The organism is Megasphaera sp. UPII 135-E, assembly GCF_000221545.1.
Taxonomy (GTDB): domain Bacteria; phylum Bacillota; class Negativicutes; order Veillonellales; family Megasphaeraceae; genus Megasphaera; species Megasphaera hutchinsoni.
In genome coordinates, this window is sequence record NZ_AFUG01000049.1 from 41597 (window position 1) to 66193 (window position 24597).

A 24597-nucleotide genomic window follows, 5' to 3' on the forward strand; every position below is an offset into this window, starting at 1 on the left:
TCGTTTATCATATGCTGTTTTGAATACATTTGTCAATATTTTTTTTACCATGCGGGAGGTATTGCCGGTGTAATCACCCGAAATGTATAGCCTTGCTCTTTAAAATAATGGATAATTTTCGGCAATACGGCCACCGTTTCACCATGCCCAGCGGAATCATGCATTAAAATGACTAAATGGGTATGTAAGTAGGGTTGCTGTTGTATTTGCGATACAATATTGCGATATGCCTTATCTGCCGTTTTACCCGTGCCGTCCGCATCCCCCGTCAAGGAATTCCAACCTACTTCAATATAGCCATAGCGTTTTATCGTATCCCAATAAGCTTTCGTAAAATGTCCAGCCGTACCGCCAGGAGCCCGTGTAATAATCGGTCGTACTTGTAAAATACGATATATGACATCTTCCGTCATCATCATTTCATCCATATAATTCTGCGGTGATGCATATAGTTTCTTATAATTGTGCGTATAAGAATGCAAGCCAATGGCATTTCCCGATTCAAAAATAGCACGCACGATACTAGGATGTTTGACAACATTCAAACCAACTAAAAAAAAGGTTCCCTTAATATTTTCCTGCTTTAAAATACGTAAAATTGCCGGTGTATTTTGTTTATCCGGTCCATCATCAAAGGTTAGATATACGACTTTTTTACCGTAATAATAATCTCGTTTTGCCCCATACGTAAGCGGTAAGCCCTTTTCTTGGCGTTGCCGTATGGTATATCTATCATAAACAGGTCGATTTTCATGCGGATCCGGAAGCGTAAAGGCATCATCAAGATAGGTTACTTGATCATTCTTAGGTGTAACAGGTTGAACCATCATGGGTTCTTCCGTAGGTTGTTCTTCTTTAGGCGTAATGGGCGTTTTTTCTTGTGGCGATGTAGCCGGTTGTGTTGAAATAACACGCTGTACTACTGATTCGTCTTTTAACCCCGATGTAGTAGATTCCTGCATAGCTTTTTCCAAATGGTAAAAAGCTAGACTGCCACTAATTCCCAATAAAATAATGACACACAAACTAATAATAATAATATGTTTATTTTTTCTCATTACTCATTCCTATCTCGACTCACACCATAACATACGTATTGTCGAATTATACATGTATCTCGATAACCATCAGCAAGTACGCTAGCTTCTAAGTCAAGATCTGTTAAATCGTCTAATAAAGCTGACGTCATGCGATGTTGTACTGCATTATACCCCGTGCAAAAAAGGATTTTCGCACAGGCGGCTCCACGAAATAAGCCACGTGGATGCATAAGCAAGGTTGCCAGCATCGACGGGGTTACGATAGCCCCGTGTGCACGGCCCATGATAGCGGTTGCCGTTTCAATGCCTGCAACTTTATCTGCCGTCAACGCCATACCCAACATTTGCAAATTGACTACGCCAATCACCAAATCGCAATCTACTGGTAAGGGAACATCATTAGGTAACGGTGCTTTGAGCCATTTATTTTGCGTATAATCCCCTTCAATGAGAATGTACCATGCCGGATGATGGTGTTTTATCTGATCAATAAGAGTAGGACTTAACCCTTCATAACAATCCTCTTCGTTTAACCGACTAAACCAAGCGGGCAAATGTCCCGTAGCAATGCGTTCCTCACAAAAAGCCATCCCTTTTTCTATATCGTCCGTACAAATCACATCAAATGGTTCTACATTATCTACTCTTGCACTGTCTACCGGCACGGTACTACTCACCAACAATGGATATTTATTTGCATGGCCAAACGTTCCCAAGCGTTCTAAAACAGTTGTTTTTCCTCCTGCACCTAAAATCATTGTAATCCCCGGTCTTAACATACGTAGCCACCGATTATCTGCTGTCATAGCTATATCTCCCTTCTATTCTACCACACGACTATATCCGTGCCATGCCTTTTGTACCAATGCTCTTACGATCTGCTTAATATATTCCCGACGTGTTTGCGCGGTGCATAACTCGTCATCGCTAACAGCCATTTCTTCTGCCGCCAAGTGGGCAACGTTTTCACAAACGGTAACCCCTTTTTCCGTCAATTCGATGCTCGCATTATGGGCTACTAATGCACCGCCCGGTCTTGCACCAATAACGACTCGCCAGCCTTCTTCTCGTACGGCCACCGCCGCTGTAATATAAGGTATTTGCGTTTTTTCTTGTCGTATCGCCGCATAAGCAGCATATACTTTTTCTTTAGCAATGCGTATTTCTAAAATATCTTCTCCCAAGGGTGGGCAAGATATATAATCACGTACACACATACGGCCTTTATGCCGTAAAACCACATCTACCTTTAAGGAAATTAAAAAGGGGATGAGCAACGATTGAGGATTTTTAGAGGCAATAACTTCTCCTATGGATAGCGGATCTGTTTCCAGTGTATCTTGTATATCTTGTAAAAATTGAACAAACGTTCCACCGGCTATATCTTGTAAAAGGGTATTATTTCGCAACACTTGTAATGTTGTATTCGCCCCAATGGCAATTTCTTCCACACAATCAGAAATATATACACCTGCTTCGCATTCGCTTTCACAAGGCGTAAGCACTGCTGCTATTTCCTGTTCTTCGTACATGTACGTATTGTGTCTTTCTTTCATAAGGATCGCTCCTTCCCTACTATATAAGAATAAATTCCATATCCGCTACATTCGGACGTTGCCGTTGTAGCTGAAAGGAATCATTATTACACGCAATGACCGACTCTACCAAGTCATCCGTACTAATATCTGATAATAAAGATAATTCTTCTTGATATACTAAAATAGGCATAAATAACTCTACCTTTCGACCGTCTTGCATAGTATATGCCGCCAGTTCACCAGATAGCTGCGACATGATCACACCGGATAAAGGCATTTGTTTCAAAAAGGGTACCGCCACTTCCCCCTGAGATAACACCCAGCCATTTGTCACCTTTACCTGATAACGATGAAAAAATTCAGCAAGACATAGCAGTAATCGCAACGGCCACGCCGCTGTATCATCTAATTTTATCGGAAACTTTGAAAAAGGCCATGACACCGTAACCATCAACCATAATTCAGCTCCGCCTATATCCTGATGTTGCCCCTTCGTCACCATAGAAGGGTGATTCATCCCAATAGTGTGAATGATATAAAATGGCTCTATGGCACAGGGATACAATACTTGTAAAGAAATTCCCGTATCCTTGCTTTTGTTCTCTATATATGCCGCTTGATGTTGAGGAAAACGAGCACGAAAAAATGCACCGATGTCTGCTTCATATGTACTTTTCTTTATATTTTTGCTGAAAAAAGAACCTTTCTTTTCCCATTTATTCTGCACTCGCATCATGGTTCTCCTCTTTTCTAGTATCTATGATTATTATACCATATACCTTTTACTTAGCCTATAAAAGGTATGTTAATATCCTTTTATCAGCCTCACATGTAAATAATCTTATCTATATTGTAAAGTTGTACATTCTATAGTACACTACTTGTGTAGAGAACAAAATCCTCTCTTTGACACCATAACAAAAAACGAGTCACTTCTATAAGAAGTGACTCGTTTTATCTTTTATTTTCCCCTTATGCATTCATCGCTTTTTCTAAGCGTGCCGCAATAGCTTTTCCCGTTTCCGTTTGTGCTAAGCCACCTTCGGATGTTTCTTTTAACGCGACTGGCATCAATCTACCAATTTCGCCCATCGCTTCAATAACTTCGTCTGGCGGAATAACACTTTCAATTCCAGCAAGTGCCATTTCTGCTGCCGTCAATGCAAGTACGGCATAACAGCCATTTCGTTTGACACAAGGTACTTCTACTAACCCTGCAACAGGATCACAAGCTAAGCCTAAGGTATTCTTCATGCACAAGGCAAATGCATGTAAAATTTGGGTCGTTGTCCCTCCACAGAGATAGGCCGCCACCGCAGCTGCCATCGCAGCCGCACTGCCACATTCGGCTTGGCAACCGCCGACAGCACCGGCAACGGTCGCTTTATGTGATACCACCGCACCGACACCAGCAGCAATAAACATAGCTTCGCCTTGTTCTTTCTTGCCAATATGTCTCTCTTCTGCTACGGCTAATAAGACAGCTGGCACAATGCCGCAACTACCCGCCGTAGGACAGGCGACAATTTTAAACATTTTCGCATTGGCTTCGGCTATGGCAACCGCATAACTAAGTGCTTTATTAGCTAAACTTCCCAGGAAAATAGCCGGATGTTGTTGTACCCGTGCCGCATCACCACCAACTAAACCGCTAACAGAACGGTCTGTATCGTTCAGACCGGCTTGCACGGATTCATGAAATACGACAATACGTTCCTCCATTAATTGCCGTATTTCGCCTTCTGATTTTTCCGCTTGTTCCATTTCATGACGAATAATGATATCTGCCAAAGTTGTTTGATATTGCTGTGTTAGTTTTACTAAATCTTGTATTGATTTATATTCGTATTGAAACATGTATCTCCTCCTACAACGGTAATAATGTAACAACGCTGTCAATCGCCTGAATTTTCCCTATCGCCTGTACCATTTCTTCCGGTACAGGACTATCTGTACATACAATCATCACGGCCATGGCATTTTTACCACTACGAAATACACGCATATTCGATACATTGATATTGCCCGTTGCCATAATTGTCGTGGCTTGAGCAATAATGCCGGGCAAATCTCGATGCACCGTAATGAGCGTATGTTCTTCTCCACTCAACGCTACGGCCGATCCATTAATTTCACGGATTTCAATTTTCCCGCCACCTAGCGAAACGCCCATAACTTCCATTTGTTTGCCCGATCGTCCCGTCATGGCAATCCGTACCGTATTAGGATGATTCGGTTCTATATCGCTACGCTGCAAAGTAATATCCACCCCTTGTTGAGCAGCAATTTCAAAGGAATTGCGTAAGCGTACGTCATCTGCCATAAATCCTAATAAACCTGCCACGAGTGCACGGTCCGTGCCATGTCCTTTATACGTTTTCGCAAATGAACCGTATACGGTAATCTCTGCTTTTATTGGTTCTTCTTTTAATATATTTCGTGCCATGAGGCCAATCCTTGCTGCACCAGCCGTATGCGAACTTGATGGCCCAATCATAACGGGACCAACTACATCAAATACACCCATATATCCTCCTTAAGGTACAATAATCGCTTGTTGTAAATAAAAACTAAATAAGTACATTTCTTTTACCCGTTTACCTGTAACTTGTTCAATCGCTTCTTTATAGATATCTAATTGTACGCGATATCGTTTAATAAACGCCTCTTTATCGGGTAGGAAATCATTTTTATAATCTAATAAAATCCATTCATCCTGGTCAAGAAACAAGGCGTCAATAATCCCTTGTACCAAAACAGCTTCGCCTTTTTCTAAGGAAGGCAAGTATGTATTTTGTTTCAATAAAACGCTAAAAGGATATTCTCGATGCACTTCTGGTGACCTTGCCATGCACTTACCTATGTCAGATTGCAAAAAAGCCTGTAAATGTATTATATCCACCATTTCACTTTCTTCACTCGTAAGATGACCTTTTTGCGTTTGCTCTACAAGATATGCCCGAATATCCGCTAAAGATAAATCAACTTGCAAGGGAATATACTGCATGGCTTTATGCATAGCCGTACCTCGCATAGCCCCACTCACACGGTCTTGTTGTAGACGTTCCCACGCAGGCGGTATCATAAAAGGATTTTCTTCCGTTAATGGCTTAATCAACGGTTCACTTAGTTCTTCATTGTCAGCCTGCTGTATTAGCGAATGTTGTCGTTTAATTTCCGATACGGAAATTTTCGCTGACATATGCACAGCTTCAGGAAAGGGGTATTGCCACCGTAAAGCAGAAAGCAACCATCTTGGTGCTGGTGTTTGGGTCAATATACCTTGACGAACCGCTTCTATCCGTGCGTCAGCGGTCTTAGCACATGCTTCCCCTGTTTCTGGTGAAACGGCACCACGAATTTGCACCTGCCATATATCGTCTTCCCATATTTTACTGTTTTCCAGCGATTCCATCAAGAAATTATCGACTTTATTTAATACGACCGACATCACCCAATCCAAATACGATTTTGCTTGTGCCGGATGTACCCGATGTCGCCAACATAACAAATCGTGCTTCATCTTATTCGTATGTCCTACAAGGATTAATTTATCTCTTGCTCGTGTCATTGCAACATATAAAATACGTTCTTCTTCAGCTGTACTCTCCCAAGCCAACTGCGTTCGCACACCATTCCATGCCAAGGTAGGATAGAGCATCCGCCAGAGTGAATCGTATTGTTTAATGCCGATGCCCAACGTGTGATGACATAAAATCAATTCATTCGTATCACGACGATTAAAGGTTTTGCCCATATCCGCAACAATAACGACAGGGAATTCTAACCCCTTACTTTTATGAATACTCATAATGCGCACGACATTTTCATGTTCTCCCAACACGTTAGCTGGTGCTAAATCAACGCCATCTTCTTGCATTTTTTCAAGCAACCGAATATAGCGAAATAGACCACGATACCCTACCTTTTCATAAGCTTGAGCCCGATCATACAAGGCCTTCAAGTTACCTTGTCGCACGCTACCACCCGGTAAGCCCCCAACATAATCGTAATATGAGGTATCTGTAAAGAGCCGCCAAATTAGCTCTGCAATACCATGTCTACGACCGTACGTACGCCATTCTTCAAATTGTCGTAAAAATTGTTGTACCCGTTTTTGCTCTTCTCCCTGTGCTATCTGACTAGCAAAATACGGCAAATTTTGCCACAAAGAACCGGTTTGGCAAGTCCGTAAATTAGCTAAGGCGATATCGTTTATCCCGACAATTGGCGAACGTAAAACAGCTGTTAAAGGAATATCTTGTTCAGGGTTATCAATACATTGTAGTAAGGATATCATAACCTGTACTTCAATGGCTGCAAAGTATCCACCTCGCTGTTCTGCCACAGAAGGAATACCAGCTTGTTGTAAACATTGGGTTAACGGGGCCGTTTTTCCTGCCAAAGAACGTAATAAGATAACAATGTGCCGATACGTCAATGGCTCTAATGAGCCATCTTTATTAGCAATTTTTTTACCGCTAGCAAGTAGTGCTTGTATACGTTCTGCTATAAGCGTGCACTCTTTTTCAAACGCCGTCTGTTCGGGCAAGAGTTCCTCTTCCGCCGGTTCTGCCAACCGTTTTTCCTCATCAGCATCTGTCACCAAAATATGTATTTCCGTCTTACCACCAACCCACGCTTCGTCATCCAGTTTTTCGCGTCCAGCATAAAGACGTTCTCGCGAACCATATGAAAGACCCGTTGTTTCTTCGGTCATTACCTGTTCAAATATTTCGTTTACCGCTGCTAATACACTCGGAGCACTACGAAAATTACGACACAAGTCGATACACCGTTCCGTTGCTGCTTCTTCTCGACTAAATTGGGTGTATTTCTGCAAAAAAAGCGTTGGATCGGCTAAACGAAAGCGATATATACTTTGCTTAATATCCCCGACCATAAAGCGATTATCTTTTCGCGATACTAATTGTATGATCGTTTCTTGTACGCCATTCGTGTCTTGATATTCATCCATTAAAACTTCACTATATTTTTGTTGCAGCTCTAACGCCACAGAAGAGGGAATAATCTGTTCGGGTGTAGATGCCGGATCCAATAAAATCTTCAGACACAAGTGTTCTAAATCGCTGAAATCAATCCATTGCTTTGCTTTTTTCGCCTCTCTATACGCATTAAAAAAATCAGTAGTGATGTCAACTAACCCCGATATAATGGGATACATCGTTTGCATACCCGCAAGCCACGAGTCTTCTGATACAGAAAAATAAGTAGGCACGGCCTGATCTTGAATATATTTCTTTATATCCGTACGAATTTTTTTACACTGTTCCCACACAGCTTTATCCACTTCATCCAGTTTACGAAATGAAGGCAAGCGTGAAAATTCTATGGCAACAAGGGCTTTTTGTAACCCTTGCCATGTCGTTTTAGATGCAGCCGTAATAAAGACTTGTTGTTCTTGCTGAAACAGCAATAATCCTTTTTCTAACGCCGGATATTCACTAAGTTTTTCAATAAGTTGTCCATATAACCGGATGTTTTCGCGTAGCATCCGTTGTATTTCCATGATAATAGGTTTGCTCCAAGCTAACTTATCTATACCTGTACCGTTCGGAATATCATAGGCTTTGGCCGCCTCTTGCAACCAATGCAAAGGCCAAGGCATGCTGATAGCATATTGATACAAGCGTTCAATCGTTTGCATACAAACATCATCACCACGAGCAGTGCCAAACATATCGACAATCGGATAGAGTATATTCGCCTTCGTTTCCGATTCATAATAGGATAACAAAACCTCTTCCATTACTTGTTTTCTAAGTAGACTGAGTTCTTCTTCGCCCGCTATTATAAAAGACGGATCTAAATCAATTGTATAAAAATAATTACGAATAACATCCTGACAAAAGGAATGTAATGTCGATATCGAAGCAGCCGGCAACAACGCCAATTGTCGTTCAATATCTGTTCTACCTGTCTTTTCTGCAACATCCGCCAAGGCAACGGCAATACGATCTCTCATTTCTGTTGCTGCAGCTTTCGTAAACGTAACGACCAAAACATCAGTAATATCCGGCGAAGACGGCGAGTCGATAATACGTTGTACAATCCGTTCAACCAATACAGCCGTTTTGCCTGAACCCGCTGCAGCAGATAATAACAACGTTTGACCACGGCTCATAATCGCTGCTTGTTGTTCGTTAGTCCATGCCATCTTCTTTTTCTCCCTCTTGGCGAATTTTATCTCGCACGACATCATTGCTTTCTTGCTGCCACACATGATAGGCATTGCCACATTGCGTGTCAAAACGGCAAACTGCTTGATATGGGCAATATACACAAGGCGATGAGATTCCTTGCCGTAACGGAGCAATATCTATATATCCATCCGTAATGCGTAATGCCGTTTCATATAAACGTCTGCGTACCATAGAAAGCATATACGCCCACCCTTGTTCTGTATACATTTGATTGCCTGCATTACTAAGCGTACCATCTTTTTTAAGCCGTAAATTAAGAAATGCCGAATAATCATGCATCGAAATATCTAAGGATTTCATAATTTCACCATCATCTAAAAAGAAACCATTCATTTTATTACTTTTATAAAATAAATCAGCCTTCTCCTCTTCCGATAGACAATGTTTCAACGATTGTTTATCATCTCGCACATAACAATACAATACGGCCGCTGGTAATGCATCCCCCTCCATTTGTAATAGCGCTACATACATATATGTCAGTAATTGTAACTCTATGCCCATAAAAACGGACTGCAATGCCAACTCTTTACGCCCTGATTTATAATCCATAACAACAAGATAGAATTTATCATTTCGTTTCATGACATCCACTCGATCAATTTGTCCTATTATAGCCGCTTGAAAGCCGTTCGACAAAGAAAGATCCAAGGATGGCCATGAATTAGGCATGCGCCCAAAAGATTGTTCTAAGGCATACATGTTAAAATCAGAGGTGCTACTAAATGCCTTCAATTGCTCTACCGTACGAATCAACGTACGAATAAGCCGTTCTTTAATATGCAAAAAATAAGCATTAGACATCAAAATATCTTGACGTACCAACGGAGCGACAACTTCTGTTGCTTGTCTACATATATCAGGAATCGCCGTTCGGTCTAAATCTCGCCATTGTTTCCCCTGCGTTAATAAATCATCACCGATATATTTCAATGCTCCGTGAACTAACATACCTAAATCGGGTGCGGCAAATTGATATTTTTGTCTTTCTTGCAGTTGTAACCCATAACGTGAAAAATAGGCAAAAGGACAAGCTCGATATTGTTCAAACTTAGTCACGGAACCACGCAACACGCCATCCGGTGCAAATACCTTGCGGACCATTTCCGGTGACAACGTGACAGGGGTATTCTGATGAAATAATCCCCGTACGATACGGCATACATCGTCATGATAACCGAGCAATATCGCTTGATCATATACGGCCCACCAAATAGGTGAAACGACTTCCCCCTGGGTCGACGGTTGCAATTGAGATGGCAATAACTGTAACGCCGCCGGAAAACCCGTAATGAGACGTTCTTCTTCCCCTTCTTGCAAGGTTCCATCCATATAGCGATATGTTTCTACATATCCCCGTTCTTTTAATTGCTTGATCCAAAGAGATGGTTCTAACGCACTGTTATCCGTATCAGTCAAAGCATACGTAAGATATATTTTTTCTTCTGCCCGCGTCAATCCCAAATAAAACAGAAATTTTTCTTGTAAGGAGCGAATTCTTTTTCCTGGTGCTAGTAAAAGCCCAGCATCTTCTAGTTGCTGGCGATCCCGTTCGTGAAATACACCTTCTTCACCATTACGTTTAGGAAATTCACCATCATTCATGCCACATAGGAAAACTACACGCCCTTGCATAGTATATCCTCGTTCTATAGAGGTTAAGGTGACGTGATCTAAGGTCGGCGGAATTAAACTAAATTGTAAAGTTTCAATTCCGTCTTTGATAAAAGTCAAAAATTCTTCTAACGATACGATATCATCTCCACAGAGAGTAACTAATTCATGCAAAAAGGACATCCACTTTTTCCATACTTGTTCATGCTCTTTGGCTTCCATTGCATGCCCACACGTTTGTTCTTCTTCTTGCCACTGCTGCAAAGTCTGAGGTACTTCAAGCTGCTGCAACCACTGATACAATAACGTACACCACTCTTGTAAGGTATGCGATGTCCGCGAAGCTTGCCAACAAGGCCATAAGCGTTGACGAATATCCTGACGAATAAGATTAATCTCTTGTAACGTTTCGTCAGCAATCCCTTTCGTTTTCATCCCATCTATACCCACGATGGCTCTACCATACGACCAATCTTTTTCTTCTAACCAATGATACCCTTGAATACCATAGGCCAAGCAATAATTTTCTAACTGATCAACTTGCTCACGAGCAATGGGAAATAAATCGCTTTTTAGCAATTGGAACAACGGTTCATACGCCCAAGCGCTCTGTAATACAGACAATAGAGAAAGTACCGTTTCGACAATGGGATGCGACGTCATCGGCCTTTGATAATCACTAAATACAGGCACACCATAGGTAGCAAAAATACGCTCTACCATTTCATTATACATTTCACTAGAGCGAACAACGATTAAAAAATCTTTATACCGATATCCTTTTCGACATAAAGATTGAATTTCTCCAGCAATACTAGCAATTTCAGTTTCTTTTGACGTACATTCCCATACAGATAACCCTGGAATTGTTTTGATTTGATTGCGTGGTTTCGCCTGAAAAAACGAATACACTAATTCTGATAATGCTTTTTTATTTATCGGAGATAAAACGACTGTTTCCGCATGAGGAAATTTCTTTTGCATATTTCTGTAATCGACATAAGAGCGATGAAATAAGGCTGTTTCTCGATGTTGCCAGGCCATTTGCTCCGGTTCCATCGGTAACGTAATCCATATATCAGATGCTACTGCTTCTAACGCCATTAATACTTCTATTTGTTTAGGTGTAAACCATTGAAACCCATCTACACCTACCCAAATATCTCGCAAAAAAGGGATCCCTTTTATTTCTCTAATGGCAGCGGATAATAAATCATCCGTACTTCCTAGATGTGCTTGTAAGAATTGTAAATAACATTCATAGATGAGAGCCATATCTTGTAATTTATGTTGTAGTAATGGCTCCGCAACATGGTTTGCCGCTTGTTGCAAATGGGTTGGCTCGATACAGAAAGAGCGGCATTCTTCAATAAACTGGCGTGCCGTATCCGCAAAATTAGGTTGTAACGCCGCTTTACGCAAAACAGAAAAAGACGCTTTCTTTTCACGCAAAATCCGTTGCAATGCAATTTTTTTTCCTAAATCAGATATGGATACTTGTGTTTTTCCTCGTTCTTGTAATATCCAATAAGCTAGCCGTGAAAAGCCTAGTACTTGAACTCCCATGTACCCCTGCTTGGGCATATATTCAGCAAAACGGCGTTCCATAGTATACGTAGCCTGATCGGGAACAATAAAAAGTGCTTTTTTACCTTGCTCAATATGCTTATGTAAGGCGTCAAAACAATATTGTGTTTTCCCACTGCCACTCCTTCCTATGATAATCTGAACTGCCATTTTTTACCTCCTATTAGTGCTTATTCTACACCATTCCTTATGCTACTGTAATGCCATCGTAATTTCTTTTGCCGTTTGCACAATCGCCTGTATATATCTCTTTTCGCCATCATCGGAAAAGCGTGCAATCGGGGCAGAAATACTAATGGCAGCTTGAATTTTTCCTTGTTGAAAAATAGGGGCCGCAACACAGGCCATACCCAATTTTACTTCTTCTTTTTCTACGGCATATCCTTGTTTTTCTATTTGTGCTAACTCGCGCTCCAATACATCCCAATCCGTACAGGTATAGGCCGTAAATTTTTGTAATCGACACCCCCGATAAGTATTTCGATAAGTCGGGGAATATGCGAGCAAGCATTTACCAGAAGCAGAACAGTAACTGGCTCGTATCGCACCGACAGGTGGTGCTAAATCAATCGTTTGTGGTGCTTTAATCTTTTCTAAAATTACATGTTGAGGATATTTCATGGAAATATGGGCAAAGGTGGTTAAATGCACACTTTCTCGACACGTTTCTACCAACGCTTGTGCATAGGGATATACAATATTCTGTAAGGTTGCTTTTTCTTTATACAACATCCCTAAAGAATACAACGGTAACCCTAGCCAATATTTTCCCGTAGCTTGTTTATAAACAAAACCACGTGCTTCCAGTGTTTCAATCGTCCGACTAACCGTGCTTTTTTGTAAGTCTAATTGACTACTGATGTCCGTAATACCCAATGGTCGTTCTTCTTGCAAAAATAATTGTAATATAGCTAATGCCCGATCTATTGATTCAATCATATGTGCCCCCCACTATAATTCCGTTATCATCTGCCATATCTTTTTTCATTATACGTATAATCAATATTCTGTCAATCTATCTTGAGATAAGAAAAAACGGCATGTTTCATGCCGTTTTTTCTTGCTGTGCCTCACATAGAGCCTGTGCCAATGTATCTAATATATCATGGCACTCTAAATTCTTCTTCCAATGTGCTGGCACTGCTTTTTCTCCATACAACGTACCGGCAATGCTACCACATACGGCACCACACGTATCACTATCACCGTCTTGATTGCATGCCATAATGACCGCTTCTCGTAAAGAATTATTTTTTAAAAGGCAATACAATGCAATAGATAGGGCTTCATCAGCAGACCATCCTAAGCCCAACGTTTGTATCGAATGAATCGGATTGTGATCCGATACGGCCTCATCCACAGCATGCAACAATTGCTTTAATAAGGAAACCCCTTCGGGCTTTTGTTGTAACAGTCTAAATCCCTCTGCTAAGGCGATACGCAATTCGCCTCCTTGTGCCAAAGAAGCGATCAAAGCACTCAAAAAACCAGCCGCTAAATATGCAGTCGGACTGCCATGGGTAATCCAACCAGAGCAACAACCCACAGCAAATGCTTTTTCTATATCATCAGAAAAATACAAGCCAATAGGAGCTGAGCGTAATACGCTGCTACCTTTGCACGTATTCTTGGCCGCTTTTCCCGGGGTAAAGGCACCTGCCGCTAACGTAACCAAACAATTTTTTCGCGGATAGCGGCGAGCAAATACTTTTTCTTCGCCCATAATATCATAATTCCACCGATTTTCATGCTGTTGCCGTTTCATCCAGTCAGCTTGTTCTGGCGAAATGATTCTTTCAGTCTGTGTATAATACCAACGCATGTAGGACTGATACAATCCTTGTTCAAAAGAAATATCTTCATGGGCGGCCCATAAAATACCATCCGCCGTAAAAAGAGATAAATGTGTATCATCAGAAATAATGCTCTTGTTGCCATGCTCAGGTAAGGCTAATACTGTTCTTAATCCATGTGTTCCATAGCGTTGATGAATCGTGTTGAGATCTAATTTTTCCAATAAATACCCCAACGCGTCCCCCACAGCACCGCCAAAAAAACAACCTCTAAACCGCTCTGCTTTTTCCATGATACACGCCACCTCCTAAAAATAATTATACTACTCCGTCATTATCATAATCCCGTGCCATCCATTTAGTAGTCGTAGTAAATGTAATGGTTACCCATTTTTCATAAGAACGATACCCTAAGGCTGCATCAATTTCTCCTCTTATTTCATCAAAATCAGACACGCGCTGAATCGGATAATCCAACGGTAACAATACATCTATTTCAATGATTTTCGCTCGTCCAAACACTTGCACGCTCGACACATAATCTTGAAAACCGTACTTTTTCAAAAAGCCATCCATAACCTGTTGGACATGTTGATGGAGCTCCAATGGTGCAATCCCTAATAATTGTTTAACCGATGGAATTAAAATTTTCAATGACGGTGATACCATTTGTATGCCTAACACAATCATAATAAGTGGATCTACATAAATCTGCCAATACACATATGGTGTAAATTGTAACATCCAGGCTGCGCTGAAACTAATCAATAACCCCGTAGCCAATACAGCGTCAATTAACCAACTCAGATTGTCATAATGGACAAGATAAGATTTTACTTTTTTATTCGCCTGATAAACATACGCATAAAAGCTCCAATCACCAATCGTAAAAAAGATTGCATAATATACGGCTAATCCAAATTCAACTTCTCGACCACCGTGCAATAATCCCCATATACCGACGCTCAAAGCATAAGCTACGATGAAAAGGGTAAAAACACCTTCCATCAACATCACAAAAGACTCACATTGCCAATACCCAAATTGAAATCGTCGACTCGATTCTTGTTTTGTCAACATGGCCGTAAACATCATCAATAATTTAATAACAATGGCCACTAAAGAAAAAATACCGTCTAATAAAATCGCTTGTGAATGGCTCCATATGCCCATTACCAAACCGCCAACAGCGACTACACCCATCATTAATGCGGATAATAATAATAATCGCGTTTCTCTATTTACTAATATACTGCTATTCATGTTATATCCTCCTGATAGTTTTTTTATCTATCAGGAACAGCTCAAATACGCACTATAATACCGTACTTCCGCTAAAAAAAGGATTCTACAAAAACATCGCTCGTCTACATCACTTTCTTCACGGGAAGGTAACAACTCAGAGCCAGTGTTATTCAAAATATGCATTATATACCCTCCTTTTAAATTAAGTGTTTACAAAATATAATTATTGGTATATTATATAAATTTTAGCTTTATTTATAGTATATCAAAAACTGGTATGCTAGTCTACTATGTATATGTAAAGCTTATTAAATAGCTATAAATAAGCACTATTTAAAAATTTACCGTAACCGCACATATTCCATTCTATCCACATATTTATTTTGACAAGCGGTTAATCCGCTACTATTCAATTTACTATGTTACACATGAAAAGAAAGTTATTTTTAATAAAAAATAGATCGCTCGCAAAACAACTTAATGATATGATTATAAAAAACAATATAATATCATAACGTTATGCAGGTAATTATGATAAAAACATCAGATGTTATGAATAGTTTACAAATAGTCTCCTTTTCTTTCCGTTTTTGCTCTATACACTACCGCTGTTACAAGATACAATAAAAAAAAACAAGAGAAAGGATTTTGCTTATGAATTCAACCACTACTGCTTTATCGACGGAATTCACAAAAACACTATTTTCCCTCGATACGATTTCCCATTTTGTATTAATGCACGGACCTAACCTAATATATGCATTATTCATCTTAATCCTCGGTCGTTATGTCGCTAAATTTTTCAAAAAAATAGTCAGTCAAATGATGCAACATGCCCATTATGACCATACAGTCAACACCTTTATTAGTCAAATTATTTATTATGGCCTAATGGCTTTAGTCCTGTTATCAGCAATCAATAAAATCGGAATTCCCACTAGTTCCTTTATTGCTGTATTCGGGGCCTTCGGTTTAGCCGTTGGTCTATCCATGCAAAGCAATTTAGCGAATTTTGCTTCGGGTATTTTAATCTTAATTTTTAAACCTTTCAAAGCGGGCGATTGGGTGACCATTGATACAATAGAAGGAAAAATTAAAGGCATACAATTGATGAATACGTCCATTATAACCAAAGATAATAAAATGATCTTTATCCCCAATTCCCATATTACATCCAGTCCTGTGACAAATAGCACCTATCTTGATGAACGGTACATTCCTTTATGCTTAGACATTAGCTATGATAATGACCATCATCAAGCAATTCAAGTCATCAAAGATGTGTTACACCAAAATAAGACTGTATTAAATGCAAATACTGTCGAAATTGGCATTCGTGAGTTTGGCGATAACGCTGTCCGTATTGTTGCCTATCCACGTGTAAAGGGCTGTGATTTTCTATCGACTAAATATGCTTTATTATCAGCTATAAAAGACGCTTTTGATACCCATGGAATTGATATTCCCTATCCACAACGAGTAGTTCATCTCCAACGTGATGAAAAACGTTCTTCATAAATACAAAAACAGCAGGAAAACAAGATGTCTTGTTTTTCCTGCTGTTTTTGTATTGTCTTACAACCATGCCAACAAAGGAGAAATCATCAAAAGAATCCCCATACCCACAATAGGATATAAGACCTTCCCTTTATATTTTTTAAAATCAGGCAACATCAGCACGACATAAACGGGCAAAAAGCAAGCAATAATCCCAATCAAAGCACCTAAGAACGGGGTTACTCTTAAAATAGGAATATTTAAGACACTAATGCCCCAACAAAGAAGTATACAAAATACACTACTACCATACAACAGTAGCTGCTGATTAATGTGCTGTTCTGACATATATCGTTTTAAAACATTCCTAAAAATACCCATACAAGCATCACGAAAGCCTAAAAACATGGCAAAATAAGCCGTAACCACGGCAAATATATTTAATAATAAATTCAGTAGTTTAAACCATGTATCATCTAAGTCTTTTGCCGCTAACGCCAATGCGGATATATTCTCCGCATAAGCTTGTAAAATTTGATCATGTTGCATTGCTAAATTAAAGGAAATCGTATAGAACAATACTAGCACTACCAAAAAAACATATGCCAAATGATATATTCGTAAAGAGCGATAATGGGCAACAACTTTATTTTCATGGCGTGAACGATAATAGATAGCAATAGGCCCTAATGCGACAAAAAATTCAATCGACATAGCAATAAAAGGCAATAAGATAATAACGTGTTTAATCATATATGCCGCTTCCGAAGGGATAAACATATGTGTTACCTGCCATAATGGGATCATAACCAGTCCTAACAAGGCGATCACTATCACTTTAACGAAAACCATGCCTGACGATACTTTCATTAAGGCCTTCTCTCCTTGTGAGGCAATGAGAACAATAGCTGTAATTAATCCTAATCCATACCATATGTTTTCTGACATATTAGATGTTGTAACGCCAAAAGTCATTAAAAAGGAAGCACTATCATTCGTTAAGGCTGTAGAATATAAGAAAATTAAAATAGTCGTAAAAATAAAATATAAGATACCTAAAAAAAAGCCCCAATTCTTTCCTAAATATCCTGAAATAATTCCAGCAAAATCTTCACATATTGGGGCCTCAATCAATACATTTAAGTATAACTTTTGATGTGCATAAGCAATAGGATAGCCAATTAAAGCTGCTATCAAAAAGACAAGCAAGCCTGATAGCCCTACTTGAATGGGTAAAAAAATAATTCCAGCCCCTAGGGACATACCAACACATAAGATGATCCAACCAAAATCCATTGACGTAAATGCCGTAGCTTGTTGCCAATCCTGCTGATTCATCCCTGATTTTTTTTGACAGTTCCCTGCACCGCAGAACCAATCCATACAACGTTGTAATTTTTTCATAAGTCTTCCCCTTAATAAGATAATAAAAATAATAATTTTATTTTATCGAAAAAAACAAATTTTGAAAAGAAAAAAGCACAACGAAACATATTTTTCGTTGTGCTTTTTGCCAAACTATCTCATACAGACCAATTATAAGGTAGCTGCAATGATTTCATCTAATTCTTCGGGTGTTGTCGTCGGTTCAAAACGACTTATTTTTTCACCATCACGACTAATTAAAAATTTAGTGAAATTCCATTTTACTCCATTGCCTTCTACATTATCGGGATAATGTTCGGTTACCACATCTTTAATGATTTGGCCGCCTTGCTTATTTAATTCATACCCTTTAAAAGGTGCCGCTTCTGTTAAATATTTATATAAAGGAATAGCATTTTCTCCCCGTACATCTACTTTTGCAAATAAGGGAAACGTTACGCCATGATTTAATTTACAGAAACTTTGAATTTCCGTTGCATCTCCTGGTTCTTGTTCCAAAAACTGATTGCAAGGGAAACCCAATACAACCAAGCCTTTATCTTGATACTTTTTATATAATGCTTCCAATCCATCGTATTGTGGCGTAAATCCGCACTTACTTGCCGTATTAACGATTAATAATACCTTTCCTTTGTACGCATCTAACGTTACTTCATTTCCTAAAATATCTTTTACTGAATAATCATATACACTCATCGTGCATCCTCCTTTTACCTCTCTTAGTAGTATATATAACGCATAAAATCTGCGTTTTTAATAAAATTATCGTTTTTCATTATTAATTAGTAATCATTTTTTATTATGGATAAATAATACCATATTTCTAAGATAAAATCAATAGATTATCCTATAAGGAATACAAAAAAAACGGATGTTTTTAACATCCGTTTTTTTCTTATAAAAATAGTTGTTGAATAAAAGGCGATATCCATGGATCATAGCAAAATTGAAGAAATAAAAATACTAAAAACCCAATCGTTCCCCCAACAATAGCACCATTAATACGTATCCACGCCAAATCCTCGCCTACTTTTGTTTCTAAAAAAGCATTAAAGCGTTTTTTATCAAAACCATACAATACATCTTTTACAGCTGTCGCAATCAAAGATTTTTCATTATCTAAAACAACTAAACAAGCCCGCCGAATTTGTTCGTTTAACCAGTCTTTTATTTCTGGATGTTCTTGGCAATAGGCAAGATACCGTAATACTTGCTCTTCTAGCATATCTTTCAATTCTTCTTTGCCTACTTCTCCCGTTGTGAAATGTTTCTGACTAGCTCGTTGCGTTGCCTGCAACCACTGTTCTAAAGGAAGTGAATCGACAAATTGATCTTGCCAATTTTGCACGGCATAGGCTAGTTGTCCATTCATCGAATATAAAAACAATTCAAATTTACGACAAAGCCATTCGCGTTCTTCGCCTTCCGCCGTTTCCCATTTTTCTAACCACGTTAAAATTCCCCCTCTAATGTCTTGGGCAATTTTTTTGGTGTCAACAATACCCCAAAATTTATTAATTGTAATAATTGCATTCGGTGCATTTTTCGATTCTTCCATCCATTGCTGAAATAATCGTACCAACATATTATCAAATTCATCGCTATCGACAATACGCCGCCCCAAATGAATGGCATCATGAAACATGCTGCTATGAGGGTCTTCTAATAACGAAATCAGTCTGTTTTGAAAAAAACTGACCAAAGGCTGTCTTTTTAAATAGATACGAATTTGATGAACCATATTTTCTTGGGTTTTATTTTGTGCGACAAAACGATATGCCCGTAAAGATACTTCAAAGAGAATCGCCCGAAATTTTTCTCGTCCTGTCGGACTCTGAATCCATCGAATAAACATGTCCATAAAGGATAGGGTATACAGCTTTTCCTTCCATTTATCTGGTTGCAATAATTTTTCCGATATCATTCGTGTGATACTTTCGATAATTTGCGTTCGATTGCGATACAATAATTCCGTATGATAAGGAAATCCTAACGGTTTTTCAAACAACGCTGTCACGGCAAACCAATCGGCAATACTGCCAATTAAAGCCGATTGAATAACGAAGAACAATAATTCTTCTGCCACACTCAACGTGTGCGTGTACCACCACCACAAAATAGCCATAAAACATATGGCTGATAAGCCTAAAATCGCATTTGCACGCTGTCGATAGGTCATCCTATGCCCCTCCTTTCATGGCATACATTACCAGATAGATAACCGCGCCTAAAACAGCTCCCACTAAAGAACCATTAATCCGAATCATCTGTAAATCATACCATATGCGACTTTCTAATTGTTCTGCTAAATAGTGGCTATCATATTTTAAAATTTCTTGTTCCGCCGTTGCCCCAAACCACAATTGCAAACGTTTTAATTCTTTTGCCACTAAAGCTAAGGCCGTACGATTTACCTGTTCAATGCGATCAGGGCTTTCACGCCAAGATTCTAATTTCTGTATGACATATGTCGCTGCTGATGTACATACACGTTTTTGCCTATCCGGATCCTGAATGTATCGCTGCCAAGCCTCTTTCGTATCTGGACGTATAACTACATTTTTATACATCCGATTTTTATATTCATCTAAACTATTTTTCCAGTCTTCATTAAATTCAAAGCGATCTACTTGCTTCCATAAATACCGCAATGCCGCATCTCGTTTTGTTGATTCCGGCTTTTGTGCCTCCCTCAATACTTCTAAAACTTTTTGTGATATTTTTTCTGATACCGTGCGAGGGCTAAAGATTTCACTTTTCAATAGCGGTTTAATAAACAGCTTGACAAATGGATGACGATTCGCATATTGGTGAATCGAGGCTTCATAAATTTCGCCCATATATTTTTTCATCGTATCACTTTGTACCAATGTCATAAGATGAAGGATCATAAAATCCAAAAAATCTTTGCCTGATTCGCCCCGTAAGCCAATACGAATCGCTTTGCTCATAATCGGTGCTAAATCAATATTTTCCACAGCTTTACCGCCGACATCTGCAAAGATACGCACAATCGTCCGCATATCTACCGTGTATAAAAAAGTATTCAGTACTTGCCCCGAAATTCGTTCTGCTGCCCGAAAGCCATTTTCCGTATGCAAATAATTCAAAGTAGTTGCTAAAATAGGATGATGCTTTAATACATTGTACATATTTGGAACCGTTAAAATTTCTTTTTCAACCATATGTCTCGCCATTTCAGCAATGCGTTCTTTGCTATTAGGAATAAGTGCTGTTTTAAAAGAAATACCTAAGGGTTTTCTAAATAACGCCGTAACCGCATACCAATCGGCTAACCCACCTATAAGAGCAGCACCCGCTACATGCGTAATCATGCCTCCCCAAAATAATATGCGTACAGGATACGCCAATAGTAACGCTACCACAGCAATACCGAGTATATAATTCGCTATCTGGGTATGCGGTCGCGTTGTCTTTACTTCTTCCATCATGTTCCTCCTCAACCATTTAACTCCCTATCTTTTTACTAACACCATACCCGTTCTTCGCCCTCTTTTTGAGGAATCCACAGCGGCACACGTTGATATTGTGTAAGAAAAGATTGGGAAGGACTCCACGAAGAACCAAAATAATGCATCGGAATCATTCCCTTCGTTATCGTTACTCGCTGTAAAAACCCTTTAATGCCCCATTCTCTTGCCGCTCCTAAACGAGCATCAACGGGGAAAAAGGCAATATCTGCTTGCATTCCTTGCAAATGTTCCATTTCGCGCTGAAAATTCATCTTTGCAATCTTATTGTTTTCATCTGTGTCTTCTATCCAATGCCACCAATTTAAATCGCCTGCATGAAAAAAGGTATATCCATTTGTACGCACGAAAAAAGAACCTCCTTCATCCGTCGAGCCATATTGCGTAATTGATACATCGTCCACTGTTATTGTATCATATACCTTCATAGAACGCATTTTTTCACTATTAGACAATACCAAGGGGACTTCATCATTAACAATATAATACGCAGCATGCTTTACAAACTTACCTATGGCAGGATTAAAATGATCGCCGTGACGATGACTCACAAAAAACCATAACGGCTTGTCTTGTGAATAATACGCCGACACGATCCCTTTCGGATCTTGATAATAATCAAAAATCAATACTTTATTTTCGGTTTCTACGGAAAAACCGCTATGTGCCAAAAATGTAATCTTTACTTCTGACATATATCCTCCTTGCCTATAATACTAGACTTTATATTTGGTATCTTTTTATTATATCATTAATTTCCCCAATGTATAAAGAAAATATCTTTTCTTTTATCAAAAAAGCTGCGATCCCCGTAGGTATCGCAGCTTTTTTCTTAACCGTGATGAAACTCGACTCCCATAGCACCTTTAGGATGAGTCCAACTCTTCACACCTTTACCAATAGCAATGACCCGACATGTGCCGCATTCTAAACATCCTTCATGCGAAAATGTCAATTTTCCATCTATATATTTATATAGTTCTGCAGGACAGGCCATAACTAACCGTTTGATTTCTGTTTCATCTGCAAATGTTTCATCAATTTTAATATGTGATTCATGTTCATCTGTAACGAATTTTACAAAACCCAATTTATCATCAATACTCATCTTTGCCATGTTACATCGCCTCCCATGCTTTCTTCCCTAAGCCAAATAAGCCATTTAGTCCACCATTGTTAGCCAAAACAGATAATCCTATCATTGGTAATGCTACTGGTGCACCGCCATCTACCTTATATACCATATCAGCAAATTCATCAGCCATCTTCGGAATATCATTGAAGATAATATGATCTTCTAATAACCCTGGTAAATTCTGATATTGCTTCATTAATTTCATAACAAAGCTTCCTTCTAACATTTTTTCATATACACTCAAGCTTTCTTTCGAGAAGTCTTGTTTTTTATGTGCTAATACGGCAGCTTCTCCGGCTAAACGCCCTGCTTCAATAGCCAAATCCATCCCCCGTACAGTGTATCCCAGATTAACGACCATCGCCGCCGCATCACCAGCTACAATCACGCCATCACGTACGAGTTCAGGCATCATTTTTAAACCACCTTCAGTAACCAAATGGGCCGAGTATTCCGTTAATTTACCTCCTTTAACAAAAGGTGCAATAGAGGGGTGATTTTTCATACGTTCTACCATTTCTGGTACACTGATATCTACCCGACCAATGTCAGCAATAGTTGTAACAATACCTAAAGACAAACTGGTCTTATTCGTATAAATGAAACCACCGCCTAAGTTACCGCCCGTAGGATCACCAGCAATCATCCATGCTGCACCTTCGCCGTTTTGTAAGCCAAAGCGTTCATTAATAACATCTTCGCCTAATTCAATAACCTCTTTTACACCTACCGCAACGTCACGCGGAGAAAGTTCTTGTTTCATGCCCAATTTTTGTGCTAGCAAAGAATTTACGCCGTCAGCTAAAATAACCACATCTGCATCTACTTCTTCACCGCCGCAATTAATCCCAATCACTTTGCCATCCTCTAGGACTAATTCATCAACAAGTAACCCCGTTGCGACCATAACGCCTTCTTCTTCCGCTTTATCGGCTAACCATTTATCAAATTTAGAACGTAATACCGAATAAGATGGATATTTTAATTGCTTTAATTTTTCCGATTCATATTGAAAACTCAACGCACCACCAGCGGTCATTAAAGATAGTCTTTCTTGCGTAATTTTACGTTCAATAGGAGCTTCTTCAGCAAAGTTTGGAACTAATTTTTCTAAACTATGACCATATAATCTGCCTCCACTTGAATTTTTTGCACCGCAAAATTTACCGCGTTCCACTAGCATAACATCTAATCCACCACGTGCCATAGCTAGTGCCGCTGCCGTACCAGCTAACCCGCCTCCGACAACAATGGCATCAAATTTTTCTTCACTACTCATAATCTTGCCCTCCTTAACTATATACTATTGAAAATTTCATGTATCTTATATCTTCCTAATATACGCTTATATTTTTTTACCACCTTGTAATATACAGGCACCAAACATATACGATCGCTGTTCCAAACGTTCTAACCCCACGTGGCTAAAAAGTGTTTGCAACGCATCAGCACTTAAAAAAGCCTGTGTAGACTCCCATAACCACTGATATTCCTTTCTATAATGAATCCCACCGCCTAAAATTGGCATAATATAGCGAAAATAAAATTCATAAAAGGGACATACCCATGCACTTTTCGGTCGCAACGAATCTAAACACCATACCATTCCCTGCGGTCTTATAACCCGAGACATTTCTTCTAATACACATTGGTAATTAGTCGTATTTCTCAGTCCAAAGGAAATAACCGCACTATCAAAATATTCATCGTCATAAGGTAACTTCGTTGCATCTCCTTGTTGCCACGTAACGATTTTCTTCTTATCTTTTGTACGAGCTATATGTAACATGGATGGCGAAAAATCCAGTCCCCATACATAACAATCACTTCTTTTTTCAGCTATGCCTAAGGCGATATCTCCCGTACCACAACATACATCCAATACGCGTCCCTGTGTTGGCAAATGCTGACAAACTTGTTGAATACATGCTTTTTTCCAACTTACTTCTTGTCCTAAACTAATCCTTTTGTTGGCTCGATCATACCGAACAGCTACTTGTTCAAAGACATGATAAACTTTCTGTTTTTTGCCTGTTTCTTGCATGTA

General features: G+C 39.3%; 20 protein-coding genes. 1 reads left to right on the forward strand and 19 read right to left on the reverse strand.

Annotated elements, in window-relative coordinates; all coding sequences use genetic code 11:
* Nucleotides 1-44 precede the first annotated feature (44 nt).
* The 11 genes from HMPREF1040_RS07370 to HMPREF1040_RS07420 form a co-directional block, all read right to left on the reverse strand.
* Nucleotides 45-1058, reverse strand: a complete 1014-nt coding sequence (locus HMPREF1040_RS07370; RefSeq protein WP_007393356.1) for a polysaccharide deacetylase family protein — start codon at nucleotides 1056-1058, stop codon at nucleotides 45-47.
* Nucleotides 1058-1846 (reverse strand): selenium cofactor biosynthesis protein YqeC, encoded by a 789-nt coding sequence (gene yqeC, locus HMPREF1040_RS07375; protein WP_007393323.1) that lies wholly within the window; start codon nucleotides 1844-1846, stop codon nucleotides 1058-1060. Before yqeC ends, HMPREF1040_RS07370 begins: the two co-directional genes overlap by 1 nt.
* 15 nt (nucleotides 1847-1861) lie before the next feature.
* Nucleotides 1862-2596: a hypothetical protein gene (locus HMPREF1040_RS07380; protein WP_007393354.1), complete on the reverse strand. Its 735-nt coding sequence runs from the start codon at nucleotides 2594-2596 to the stop codon at nucleotides 1862-1864.
* A gap of 19 nt (nucleotides 2597-2615) precedes the next feature.
* Nucleotides 2616-3314: a suppressor of fused domain protein gene (locus HMPREF1040_RS07385; protein WP_083818379.1), complete on the reverse strand. Its 699-nt coding sequence runs from the start codon at nucleotides 3312-3314 to the stop codon at nucleotides 2616-2618.
* 236 nt (nucleotides 3315-3550) lie between these two features.
* On the reverse strand, nucleotides 3551-4435 hold the full coding sequence (gene sdaAA / locus HMPREF1040_RS07390) for an L-serine ammonia-lyase, iron-sulfur-dependent, subunit alpha (protein ID WP_007393296.1): 885 nt from the start codon (nucleotides 4433-4435) through the stop codon (nucleotides 3551-3553).
* A gap of 10 nt (nucleotides 4436-4445) precedes the next feature.
* Nucleotides 4446-5105: an L-serine ammonia-lyase, iron-sulfur-dependent subunit beta gene (gene sdaAB / locus HMPREF1040_RS07395; protein ID WP_007393293.1), complete on the reverse strand. Its 660-nt coding sequence runs from the start codon at nucleotides 5103-5105 to the stop codon at nucleotides 4446-4448.
* Nucleotides 5106-5114: 9 nt separating this feature from the next.
* A complete protein-coding gene (gene addA, locus HMPREF1040_RS07400) occupies nucleotides 5115-8756 on the reverse strand; it encodes a helicase-exonuclease AddAB subunit AddA (protein WP_007393334.1) in 3642 nt (1213 codons plus the stop codon).
* Nucleotides 8743-12153: a PD-(D/E)XK nuclease family protein gene (locus tag HMPREF1040_RS07405; RefSeq protein ID WP_007393344.1), complete on the reverse strand. Its 3411-nt coding sequence runs from the start codon at nucleotides 12151-12153 to the stop codon at nucleotides 8743-8745. Before HMPREF1040_RS07405 ends, addA begins: the two co-directional genes overlap by 14 nt.
* Before the next feature lie 42 nt (nucleotides 12154-12195).
* Nucleotides 12196-12942: an IclR family transcriptional regulator gene (locus HMPREF1040_RS07410; protein ID WP_007393310.1), complete on the reverse strand. Its 747-nt coding sequence runs from the start codon at nucleotides 12940-12942 to the stop codon at nucleotides 12196-12198.
* A gap of 106 nt (nucleotides 12943-13048) precedes the next feature.
* Complete coding sequence (locus tag HMPREF1040_RS07415) at nucleotides 13049-14089, reverse strand: ADP-ribosylglycohydrolase family protein (protein ID WP_007393311.1); 1041 nt, start codon at nucleotides 14087-14089, stop codon at nucleotides 13049-13051.
* A gap of 25 nt (nucleotides 14090-14114) precedes the next feature.
* Nucleotides 14115-15059 (reverse strand): cation diffusion facilitator family transporter, encoded by a 945-nt coding sequence (locus HMPREF1040_RS07420; RefSeq protein ID WP_007393339.1) that lies wholly within the window; start codon nucleotides 15057-15059, stop codon nucleotides 14115-14117.
* Nucleotides 15060-15695: 636 nt separating this feature from the next.
* Between HMPREF1040_RS07420 and HMPREF1040_RS07425 the strand changes: the two genes are divergently transcribed.
* Nucleotides 15696-16559 (forward strand): mechanosensitive ion channel family protein, encoded by an 864-nt coding sequence (locus HMPREF1040_RS07425; protein ID WP_036257976.1) that lies wholly within the window; start codon nucleotides 15696-15698, stop codon nucleotides 16557-16559.
* Nucleotides 16560-16616: 57 nt separating this feature from the next.
* Here HMPREF1040_RS07425 and HMPREF1040_RS07430 read toward each other — a convergent pair whose 3' ends face one another.
* From HMPREF1040_RS07430 to HMPREF1040_RS07465, 8 genes are all read right to left on the reverse strand, one after another.
* Nucleotides 16617-17942, reverse strand: coding sequence for an aromatic amino acid transport family protein (locus tag HMPREF1040_RS07430; protein ID WP_007393332.1), 1326 nt, complete (start codon nucleotides 17940-17942; stop codon nucleotides 16617-16619).
* A 132-nt stretch (nucleotides 17943-18074) separates the two neighbouring features.
* Entirely contained in the window at nucleotides 18075-18620 is a 546-nt protein-coding gene (locus tag HMPREF1040_RS07435; protein ID WP_007393313.1) for a glutathione peroxidase, read from the reverse strand.
* A 199-nt stretch (nucleotides 18621-18819) separates the two neighbouring features.
* The gene (locus tag HMPREF1040_RS07440; protein WP_007393338.1) at nucleotides 18820-20103 is read right to left on the reverse strand and encodes a DUF445 domain-containing protein; all 1284 of its coding nucleotides are present in this window, start codon (nucleotides 20101-20103) and stop codon (nucleotides 18820-18822) included.
* Between the two features lies 1 nt (nucleotide 20104).
* Nucleotides 20105-21376 (reverse strand): DUF445 domain-containing protein, encoded by a 1272-nt coding sequence (locus HMPREF1040_RS07445; RefSeq protein WP_176604717.1) that lies wholly within the window; start codon nucleotides 21374-21376, stop codon nucleotides 20105-20107.
* 35 nt (nucleotides 21377-21411) lie between these two features.
* Nucleotides 21412-22110: an MBL fold metallo-hydrolase gene (locus HMPREF1040_RS07450; RefSeq protein ID WP_007393347.1), complete on the reverse strand. Its 699-nt coding sequence runs from the start codon at nucleotides 22108-22110 to the stop codon at nucleotides 21412-21414.
* Between the two features lie 137 nt (nucleotides 22111-22247).
* On the reverse strand, nucleotides 22248-22532 hold the full coding sequence (locus HMPREF1040_RS07455; protein ID WP_007393361.1) for a 4Fe-4S dicluster domain-containing protein: 285 nt from the start codon (nucleotides 22530-22532) through the stop codon (nucleotides 22248-22250).
* A gap of 1 nt (nucleotide 22533) precedes the next feature.
* On the reverse strand, nucleotides 22534-23829 hold the full coding sequence (locus tag HMPREF1040_RS07460) for an FAD-dependent oxidoreductase (RefSeq protein ID WP_007393327.1): 1296 nt from the start codon (nucleotides 23827-23829) through the stop codon (nucleotides 22534-22536).
* Nucleotides 23830-23895: 66 nt separating this feature from the next.
* Nucleotides 23896-24594: a ubiquinone/menaquinone biosynthesis methyltransferase gene (locus HMPREF1040_RS07465; protein WP_007393317.1), complete on the reverse strand. Its 699-nt coding sequence runs from the start codon at nucleotides 24592-24594 to the stop codon at nucleotides 23896-23898.
* Nucleotides 24595-24597 lie beyond the last annotated feature (3 nt).

Coding starts and splice junctions, on each gene's coding strand:
- HMPREF1040_RS07410 (WP_007393310.1), bottom strand. CDS start 12,942: ATGATTGAATCAATAGATCGGGCATTAGCTATATTACAATTATTTTTG.
- HMPREF1040_RS07420 (WP_007393339.1), bottom strand. CDS start 15,059: ATGAATAGCAGTATATTAGTAAATAGAGAAACGCGATTATTATTATTA.
- HMPREF1040_RS07465 (WP_007393317.1), bottom strand. CDS start 24,594: ATGCAAGAAACAGGCAAAAAACAGAAAGTTTATCATGTCTTTGAACAA.
- HMPREF1040_RS07405 (WP_007393344.1), bottom strand. CDS start 12,153: ATGGCAGTTCAGATTATCATAGGAAGGAGTGGCAGTGGGAAAACACAA.
- HMPREF1040_RS07430 (WP_007393332.1), bottom strand. CDS start 17,942: ATGAAAAAATTACAACGTTGTATGGATTGGTTCTGCGGTGCAGGGAAC.
- HMPREF1040_RS07450 (WP_007393347.1), bottom strand. CDS start 22,110: ATGTCAGAAGTAAAGATTACATTTTTGGCACATAGCGGTTTTTCCGTA.
- HMPREF1040_RS07440 (WP_007393338.1), bottom strand. CDS start 20,103: ATGACCTATCGACAGCGTGCAAATGCGATTTTAGGCTTATCAGCCATA.
- HMPREF1040_RS07415 (WP_007393311.1), bottom strand. CDS start 14,089: ATGGAAAAAGCAGAGCGGTTTAGAGGTTGTTTTTTTGGCGGTGCTGTG.
- sdaAA (WP_007393296.1), bottom strand. CDS start 4,435: ATGTTTCAATACGAATATAAATCAATACAAGATTTAGTAAAACTAACA.
- HMPREF1040_RS07380 (WP_007393354.1), bottom strand. CDS start 2,596: ATGAAAGAAAGACACAATACGTACATGTACGAAGAACAGGAAATAGCA.
- HMPREF1040_RS07370 (WP_007393356.1), bottom strand. CDS start 1,058: ATGAGAAAAAATAAACATATTATTATTATTAGTTTGTGTGTCATTATT.
- HMPREF1040_RS07425 (WP_036257976.1), top strand. CDS start 15,696: ATGAATTCAACCACTACTGCTTTATCGACGGAATTCACAAAAACACTA.
- yqeC (WP_007393323.1), bottom strand. CDS start 1,846: ATGACAGCAGATAATCGGTGGCTACGTATGTTAAGACCGGGGATTACA.
- HMPREF1040_RS07460 (WP_007393327.1), bottom strand. CDS start 23,829: ATGAGTAGTGAAGAAAAATTTGATGCCATTGTTGTCGGAGGCGGGTTA.
- sdaAB (WP_007393293.1), bottom strand. CDS start 5,105: ATGGGTGTATTTGATGTAGTTGGTCCCGTTATGATTGGGCCATCAAGT.
- HMPREF1040_RS07445 (WP_176604717.1), bottom strand. CDS start 21,376: ATGATGGAAGAAGTAAAGACAACGCGACCGCATACCCAGATAGCGAAT.
- HMPREF1040_RS07385 (WP_083818379.1), bottom strand. CDS start 3,314: ATGATGCGAGTGCAGAATAAATGGGAAAAGAAAGGTTCTTTTTTCAGC.
- HMPREF1040_RS07435 (WP_007393313.1), bottom strand. CDS start 18,620: ATGAGTGTATATGATTATTCAGTAAAAGATATTTTAGGAAATGAAGTA.
- addA (WP_007393334.1), bottom strand. CDS start 8,756: ATGGCATGGACTAACGAACAACAAGCAGCGATTATGAGCCGTGGTCAA.
- HMPREF1040_RS07455 (WP_007393361.1), bottom strand. CDS start 22,532: ATGGCAAAGATGAGTATTGATGATAAATTGGGTTTTGTAAAATTCGTT.